Below are 7,768 nucleotides of genomic sequence, written 5' to 3'. Positions count from 1 at the left end.
CCCTCGGACCCGCCCGCCTCGCTGATCTTGCAGTTGCGGCCCCCAGGCTGCCCGGCTTGTCCGCTATGACAGGGCCGCAACTGCAAGATCAGCGAGGCGGGCGGGTCCGAGGGCGGGGACGTGCGAAGGCCGGCGCCCCGGGAGGGGTGCCGGCCTTCCGGGGTGCGGGGCGGTCAGGCGGAGTAGCCGCGGCTGGCGATCCAGTGCGCCAGGTCGATCGTGGTGAGCCAGTACGACGGCAGCGACGGGTCGGCCGAGTCGGCGATCCGGACGGTCCGGCCGTCGTCCTTGTAGCCGATCACCGCGACGTAGTGGCCGCCGGGGAACGAGTGCCAGCCGCCGTTGGTGTCGGTGGCGGTGCCGGCGACGTTCGCGACGACCCCTCGGCCGTTGCTGATCGCCTCGACCACGTCGGCCTGGAGCCGGTCCATCTGGGCCGGGCTGGCCGAGCCGGGAATCATCCGGGTCCGGTACGGGTTGCCCTTGACCTGCTGGTTGAGCACGCGCGTGGTGTCCTCGGCCGAGTTGGTGCCCATCTCGGTGGTGCCGAGCGGGCCGGCGAGTGCGTCCTGGCTGCGCTCGATGCCGGTTGCGCTGAGCGCGTTGCGCACGGCGGCCGGGCCGCAGTAGTAGTAGTTGATCTGCGCCTGGTAGTCGTAGTCCAGCGTCTTGCTCGACGGCGGCTTCGGCGCGGCCTTGGTGACGTCCGGGTCCGCCGCGGCCTTCTTCGCCGACGGGGAGGCGCTGGGCGACTTGCTGGGCTCGGCGCTCGGCGACGCCGGCGGGACGCCGATGCGCGCCTCGCTGCGGCTGGCGGGCTCGCCGAGCCGTGCGCCGAGTTCGGCGACCGAGGCGGTGTTCTCCTGCTGGACCGGGGCGTCCTCACCGGCGGCGAGGGCGGTGCCGGCGCCGGCGGCCAGCACGAGCGCCGCGGCCGATCCGGCGATGATCTGGTACGGGCGTTCGGTGGCGATCCGCCGCAGCTGACGCTTCAGGTGGTGCTTCACGAAATCCTCCACGGGGGGCGTGATCGGCACACGCCGGCCCGGCACGTGGAGGGGTTCACACGTGCTGGCAGGCCGGATGGGCCGGGGGAACGGGTACGCCCGCGATGCCGGGCGCCCAGGGGCGGTTTGCCGGTCGCGTCAGGCGAGCGCGGGTACCGCGGAGCCGTGGAGGCGGGGGGACGATCGAGGGGTGGGCACGAGGATGGGACTCCTTCCGTGGCCGCCGACCGGGTTAGCTGACGGATTCGGGCGGGAAGTACGCCCTACCGCGGCAGTGGCCGCGGATTCACCCCGATGGTGCTCATGGTTCCCCGGTTCGTGATGACACGATTAGGCGGGTCGGCGCGGCGTCGCCTTCTGCGATCGGTTACCGCACCGGACGCGCCGACACTACCGGCGGGTACTGCCCCTGCCAAGCGCTCCCACCTGCGTAAACATGATCCCCGGTAACGGATTTCGGAACAGCCGGTTACTCACTTCACTCAATGGGACAAGCGGTGGTGACGGCGCCCGGGAGGCGAAAAGGGGACAGACGGCGAGCGCCTGACCGGCAATGGCGCGGCTCATTGGCCTGTTCTGCGCTCCACGCCCGTTTCGGTGCCGGGGGTGAGCCGGCTCACCACATTCCGGGTAACAATTCGGTCGCCTCAGCCGACCCGGGCCGGACGCCAGCGGGCGTTGCGGACGGACGCGCCGACCGGCAGGGGGATCGTCGCCACGCCGCGGGACACCGGGGCGGGCCGCACCGCCAGGGTGGCCGCGTACGCCTCGGCGGCGAGCGTACGGGCGACCTCGGCGGCCAGTTCGGCGTCCCGCCACGCCTGCCGCTCCCGCTCGGCGGCGCTCTCCCAGCCGGTCCGGCGCCGGTCCCGTACGGCCCGGGCCAGCACGATCTCCTGCTCGGCCGGGTGCCGGCGCGGGTCCCACCCGTTGCGGCGCGCCAGCACGTCGGCGAGTTGCCGGGCGGACAGGTCGCCGCGCCAGTGCGCCGTCATGGCGGCGTGGTGCAGCCAGCGCTCCCGGGCCGCGTACTCCGCCGGGGTGCGCGGGGTGCGCGGGGCGGCCAGCGCGGCGGCCCCGGCTAGGCGGCGGGCGGCGCTGTCCGCCTCGTCGTACGCGGTCCAGGCGCGTTCCGCCTCGTCCTGCGCGGCCAGCCACCGTTCCCGGCGGCGACGGGCCGTCTGGGCGGCCCCGGCGGCGGCCACCGCCACCTCCTCGGCGTACCGGACGAGGTCGTCGTGGCGCGCGGCGTCCTGGTCCACCGGATCGGCGGCAGCCTCGGCGACGCCGTCGCGCTCGGGCCGGGCCACCAGCGCGGCGAGCAGGCCGAACGCGAGCAGCATCAGGAAGGACCAGATGGCGGCGGCCTCGGGGACCGCGGTGAGGAAGTGGTAGAGAGCGGTCTGCGACATGGTCGGCACCTCACGGGAAGAACCTGGCGGGAGAATCCGCACGGCCGGTCGGGGCGCGGCGCGGGGGCGCCGGGCCGTCGAAGGGCGGGTGCGGGATGACGTTCGGTGGGTGCGGTGACGGGCGCGGCCCGTGGGCGGATCAGCGGGCGGGCGGGGCCCGCAGGCCGACCGGCGCGGTGATCCGGCCGGCCGCGACCGGCTGCGGGTCGTTCGGGAGCGTGTCGGTGGCCCGTGCGGCGGGCGCGGGTGCGCCGTCGGGACGGGCCTGCCGCTCGGCGGCGCGGTCGGATTCCGGTCGCGGGGCGGCCGGCGTGCTCACGTACGCCGGGCCGGCTGGCGCGGCCGGGGCGGCGGTGGCCGGGATCGTGGCCGCGCCGAACGAACAGGCGACGACCACGGCGAGACTGGCGAGCATCCGGGCGGTCCAGCGCGCCACCCACCACACGGGGCAGGTGAGCGCGATCGGAAGCACGGGTACAAATTACCGCCGAACCCCCACTGACGCACCGCCGCACGGCGTGTCGCGGACCGACCGGCCGTCGTGTGCGCGTGTCAGTCCGGGCGACGCCGCCCGGCGTACTCGATGTCCTCGGCCGGACCGGAGACGGACCGCGCGCCGCCGTCGGCGGCCGCGCCCTCGGCGGGCCCGCGCGGAGCCGGCACGGCCGGTGCGCGCGACGCCGCGCGGGCCCTGCGGGTCGGGCCGAGCAGGCGCATCATCGGCACCTCCACCCAGCGGTGCAGCGCGGCGGCCAGCGCGAGCGTGAGCAGCAGGAAGCCGAGCACCGCCAGCGGCCCCCGCCAGCCGGGCAGGCCGGTCCCCCAGTCCCCGGTCAGCCGCAGCACGGTGACCATGACCAGCACGTGCACCAGGTAGAAGGCGAACGAGACCTCACCGAGCCAGATCATCGGCCGGGACCGCCAGGGGGTGGGCCGGCCGCGCACGTCGGCGTCCGCCGCCGCGGCGATGACCAGCAGGTACGCCACGGCGAGCAGCGCCGCCCAGAACTCGGCCGGGATCCACAGCGCGGCGACCACCCAGGTGGTGACGAACAGGCCGGTGGCGACCGCGAGGTTCGGTCCGCGCCAGCGGTGGCGGCGCATCAGCTCGGCGGCGGCCACCCCCATCCAGAACTCCAGCGACCGGGTCACCGGGAAGATCTGGGTGAACCACCACCGCTGCTCCTCCGGCACGAGCTGCTGGCCCGGCCACAGCGCCAGGATGAGCAGCGGCGCCGCGACCAGCACGGTCCGGAGCACCCCGGTACGGGCCCGGCGCAGCCACGGCACCACCAGCGGCAGGCACAGGTAGAACGCCAGCTCGCAGGAGAGCGACCAGCTCACGTTGTTGACGCTGTAGAAGTAGCCGTTCAGCGGGATCCACGCCTGGACCAGGAAGAAGTTGCCGATCGCCGCCCACGGCAGGACCGGGTCGGCGAACCAGGCCGCGACCGCCAGCGCCGCCACGAACGTCACCACGTGGTTCGGGTAGATCTTGGCGAGCCGGCGGCGCAGGAACGTCCACGCCCGCTCCCCGTCCCGGTACGACCAGACCAGGACGAACCCGCTGAGGATGAAGAAGAACTCGACGCCGGACAGGCCGAGGCTGAACGCCTTGTCCACCACCGCCTTCAGGTGCGGCTCGGCGACGATCCCCATGGTCCCGGCGTGGAAACCGAAGACCAGCAGCGCGGCGATCCACCGCAATCCGGTCAGCGACGGCAGGCGCGGGGCACGGGTGACAGTCGGCGCGCTGGTCATTCCGGGCACCCTACCCCGGAGTACCGGGACGTTCCCGGCGAGCCGACGGCCGCCGGGTCACCCAGGGACGGCGGATAGGATTTCCGTTCCTGCACGCGCGGGCGACGCCCGCCGGCACGCCGTGCCGTACGGAAGGTGAGCGAACCGGATGCACCAGCGGATCCTGCTCCGCGCCCGCAAGGGCCCGTTCGACGTCCTCACGCCGGAGGAGACGTTCGCCGGCAACTGGATCGGGGACAACAGCGGAAACCTGGTCTTCAGCCACGCCGCGCACAAGCTGCTGGCCACCTCCGCGGCGGAGATCACCGCGACCCGCACCCCGGCCGACCCGCGCCTCGCCGACGAGATCAACGAGCGGTACGACGTGTTCGTCGTACCGCTGGCGAACGCCTTCCGTCGCAGCTTCGTGCACCGCCTCGCCCCGCTGACCCGGCTGATCGAACGGCTGAAGATCCCGGTGGTGGTGCTCGGTGTCGGCGTGCAGACGAACGTCGACGGCGACCGCGAGTACCTGCGGCCGATCGACGAGCCGGTGCGCGCGTTCTGCAAGGCAGTGCTGGACCGGTCGCACAGCATCGGCGTACGCGGCGAGGTGACCGCGAGCTACCTGAACACGCTCGGCTTCTCCGACGTGGAGCAGATCGGCTGCCCGTCGATGTTCCTGCACGGCGACACGTTCCAGCTGGCGAAGAAGCAGCCGGAGCTGACCGCCGAGTCGAAGGTCGCGCTCACCATCTCGCCGTACGTCCGCTCGATGGCCTCGGTGGTCCGCCACCACCACGAGCGCTACCCGAACCTGTGCTACGTGCCCCAGGACCTGCGGACGCTCGGCACCCTGCTCTACGGCGACGCGCCCGAGCACCGCGGCCAGAGCAGCGACATCCCGCTGCACACCTCGCACCCACTGTTCGTCGAGGACAAGGTGCGCATGTTCGTCGACCCGTGGACCTGGATGGACCACCTCTCCGGGTACGACTTCGCGTTCGGCACCCGCATCCACGGCACCATCACCGCGCTCGTCGCCGGCACGCCCGGCTACCTGTTCGCGCACGACTCGCGCACGCTGGAACTGGCCCGCTACTTCGACATCCCGCACCGGATCATGCGCGACGTGCCGGCCGACGTGGACGCCGCCGACCTCTACGCCGAGGCCGACTACACCGCGCTCACCGAGGGCCACAAGGCCCGCTTCGAGACCATCACCGCGTTCCTGCGCAAGCACGACCTCGGCATCTCATTCGACGACGACGACAGCGCCGCCCGCTTCGACCAGCGGGTCCGCGAGACGGTGTTCCCGCCGGCCGTCCGGCCCGCTGCCGCCACCCCGCCGGCCGAGCTGCTGACCCGCATCGAGCGGCTGCGCGACGAGAACGCCAAGCTCACCGGGACCATCGACGCGCTGCGCTCGCAGCAGCTCCGGGAGCGGATCAAGCAGGCCGTCCCGGGCAAGGTCCGCCGGATGCTGCGGCGCTGATCGTCGTACGCCTGTTCTAAACAGGGTACGATCGGCGGCGTGCCCGACGTCGCGTACCAGCCCTCGATGCTCGACCTGGCCGAGCAGGGCCCGACCCTGGGCCCGCTCGCCGGGGCAGTGCGCCGCCACGAGCTGAGCCGGGGCGCCTGGGTCGACCACCTGCCCGGCTGGGTCCGGGGCTCCGACGCGGTGCTCGACACGCTGCGCCACGACGTGCCCTGGCGGGCCGAGCGCCGCACCATGTACGACACCGCTGTCGACGTGCCCCGGCTGCTCTGCTGGTACGCCGCCGGCCGGCCGCTGCCGCACCCGGTGCTCACCGCGGCCCGCGACGCGCTCACCCGGCACTACGCGCCCGAGCTGGGCGAGCCGTTCGTCACCGCCGGCATGTGCCTCTACCGCGACGGGCGCGACAGCGTGGCCTGGCACGGCGACACGCTGGGCCGCTCCGCGCACACCGACACCATGGTGGCGATCGTCTCGTTCGGGTCCCCGCGCGCACTGCTGCTCCGCCCTCGCGGCGGAGGCGGCGGCAGCCTGCGGTTCCCGCTCGGCCACGGCGACCTCGTGGTGATGGGCGGCTCCTGCCAGCGCACCTGGGAACACGCGGTACCGAAGACCACCCGCCCGGTCGGCCCCCGCGTCAGCGTCCAGTTCCGTCCCACCGGCGTCGCCTGAGCCCGGGGCGGGCCCACATCCGCGCTGGGCACGTGCTAGAAACAACTCCCAGGGTCGATCACGCCCCCGTCACCCGATGACGCGAAGGGCGACCGATGACCCAGTCCCCCACCTCCCGCTGGTCCCCGTGGACGCTGCACGGCGACGGCCGCCAGGTACGCCCCGGCGACGTGGTCGCGCCCGACGAACGGCTCTCCTGGCCGCGCACCGTCGGCGTGGGCGTGCTGCACGTGGTCGCCATGTTCGGCGCCACCTTCACCGTCCCGCTGATCACCGGCTTCCCGCCCGCCACCACGCTGCTCTTCTCCGGGCTCGGGACGCTGCTGTTCCTGCTGATCACCGGCAACCGGCTGCCCTCGTACCTCGGCTCGTCGTTCGCGTTCATCGCGCCGGTGCTCGCCGCGAAGACCGACGGCGGCATCGGCGCGGCCCTCGGCGGCATCGTCGTCGCGGGCGTCGCGCTCGCGCTCGTCGGCGTGGTGGTGCAGGTGGCCGGCTCCCGCTGGATCGACGCGCTGATGCCGCCCGTGGTCACCGGCGCGATCGTCATGCTGATCGGCCTCAACCTCGCGCCGGTGGCCTGGGACGGCGGCGGCGCCGGCACCGGCGTGAAGGCGCAGCCGCTGATCGCTGTGGTCACGCTCGTCGCGATCCTGCTCACCACTGTGCTGTTCCGCGGCTTCGTGGCGCGGCTGTCGATCCTCGCCGGCGTGGTGGTCGGCTGGGTGCTCGCCGCGCTGACCGGCAACCTCGACCAGCAGGCCGTACGCGGGCTGCGGCAGGCCGCCTGGGTCGGCTTCCCCGAGTTCCACACGCCGAGCTTCGACGCGCGCGCCGTCGTGCTGGTCATCCCGGTGATCCTGGTGCTGATCGCGGAGAACGCCGGGCACGTCAAGGCGGTCGCCGCGATGACCGGCCGCAACCTCGACCGCGACATGGGCCGGGCGCTGCTCGGTGACGGCGTCGCCACGGTGCTGGCCGGCTCCGGGGGCGGTTCCGGCACCACCACGTACGCGGAGAACATCGGCGTGATGGCGGCGACCCGCGTCTACTCCACCGCCGCGTACTGGATCGCCGGCGGCACGGCGATCCTGCTCGGGCTGTGCCCGAAGTTCGGCGCGCTGATCCTGACCGTCCCGGCCGGCGTGCTCGGCGGCGCCACCACCGCGCTGTACGGCCTGATCGCCATCCTGGGCGCCCGGATCTGGATCGAGAGCCGGGTCGACTTCCACGACCCGATCAACCTGTTCACCGCGGCGGTGGCGGTGATCATCGGCGCCGCCAACTACACGCTGACCGCCGGTGACCTGTCGTTCAACGGCATCGCGCTGGGCACGGCGGCCGCCCTGATCATCTACCACGGGATGCGCCTGATCGCGCGGCTGCGCGGCACCACGCCCGAGTCCCGCCAGTCCCCCGACCCCGAACTCTGACCC

At 73.5% G+C, this 7,768-nt stretch carries 7 protein-coding genes and 1 riboswitch; of the genes, 3 read left to right on the top strand and 4 right to left on the bottom strand.

Annotated features, from left to right (window positions below):
- Positions 1 to 173 precede the first annotated feature (173 nt).
- The 4 genes from BAW75_RS05395 to BAW75_RS05380 all read right to left on the bottom strand — a co-directional run bounded on the left by BAW75_RS05395 (position 174) and on the right by BAW75_RS05380 (position 4,180).
- Positions 174 to 1,007 carry a C39 family peptidase gene (locus BAW75_RS05395; RefSeq protein ID WP_064447544.1) on the bottom strand — a complete coding sequence of 278 codons (834 nt, stop codon included), beginning with the start codon at positions 1,005 to 1,007 and terminating at the stop codon, positions 174 to 176.
- A gap of 206 nt (positions 1,008 to 1,213) precedes the next feature.
- A riboswitch (cyclic di-AMP (ydaO/yuaA leader) is annotated at positions 1,214 to 1,354 on the bottom strand.
- A 300-nt stretch (positions 1,355 to 1,654) separates the two neighbouring features.
- Positions 1,655 to 2,419: a hypothetical protein gene (locus BAW75_RS05390; RefSeq protein WP_104112842.1), complete on the bottom strand. Its 765-nt coding sequence runs from the start codon at positions 2,417 to 2,419 to the stop codon at positions 1,655 to 1,657.
- A gap of 139 nt (positions 2,420 to 2,558) precedes the next feature.
- Positions 2,559 to 2,891 (bottom strand): hypothetical protein, encoded by a 333-nt coding sequence (locus BAW75_RS05385; RefSeq protein ID WP_104112841.1) that lies wholly within the window; start codon positions 2,889 to 2,891, stop codon positions 2,559 to 2,561.
- Positions 2,892 to 2,971: 80 nt separating this feature from the next.
- Positions 2,972 to 4,180 (bottom strand): acyltransferase family protein, encoded by a 1,209-nt coding sequence (locus BAW75_RS05380; protein WP_043325121.1) that lies wholly within the window; start codon positions 4,178 to 4,180, stop codon positions 2,972 to 2,974.
- 148 nt (positions 4,181 to 4,328) lie between these two features.
- Here BAW75_RS05380 and BAW75_RS05375 point away from each other — a divergent pair, with 148 nt between their 5' ends.
- The 3 genes from BAW75_RS05375 to BAW75_RS05365 all read left to right on the top strand — a co-directional run bounded on the left by BAW75_RS05375 (position 4,329) and on the right by BAW75_RS05365 (position 7,765).
- A complete protein-coding gene (locus tag BAW75_RS05375) occupies positions 4,329 to 5,654 on the top strand; it encodes a polysaccharide pyruvyl transferase family protein (protein WP_043325122.1) in 1,326 nt (441 codons plus the stop codon).
- 66 nt (positions 5,655 to 5,720) lie between these two features.
- Positions 5,721 to 6,332 (top strand): alpha-ketoglutarate-dependent dioxygenase AlkB, encoded by a 612-nt coding sequence (locus BAW75_RS05370; protein ID WP_064447542.1) that lies wholly within the window; start codon positions 5,721 to 5,723, stop codon positions 6,330 to 6,332.
- A 95-nt stretch (positions 6,333 to 6,427) separates the two neighbouring features.
- Complete coding sequence (locus tag BAW75_RS05365) at positions 6,428 to 7,765, top strand: uracil-xanthine permease family protein (protein WP_104112840.1); 1,338 nt, start codon at positions 6,428 to 6,430, stop codon at positions 7,763 to 7,765.
- The last annotated feature ends 3 nt before the right edge of the window (positions 7,766 to 7,768 follow it).

It is taken from the genome of Micromonospora chalcea (assembly GCF_002926165.1).
In the GTDB taxonomy this organism is placed as follows: domain Bacteria; phylum Actinomycetota; class Actinomycetes; order Mycobacteriales; family Micromonosporaceae; genus Micromonospora; species Micromonospora chalcea.
This window is presented reverse-complemented; position numbering and strand designations above follow the sequence as displayed.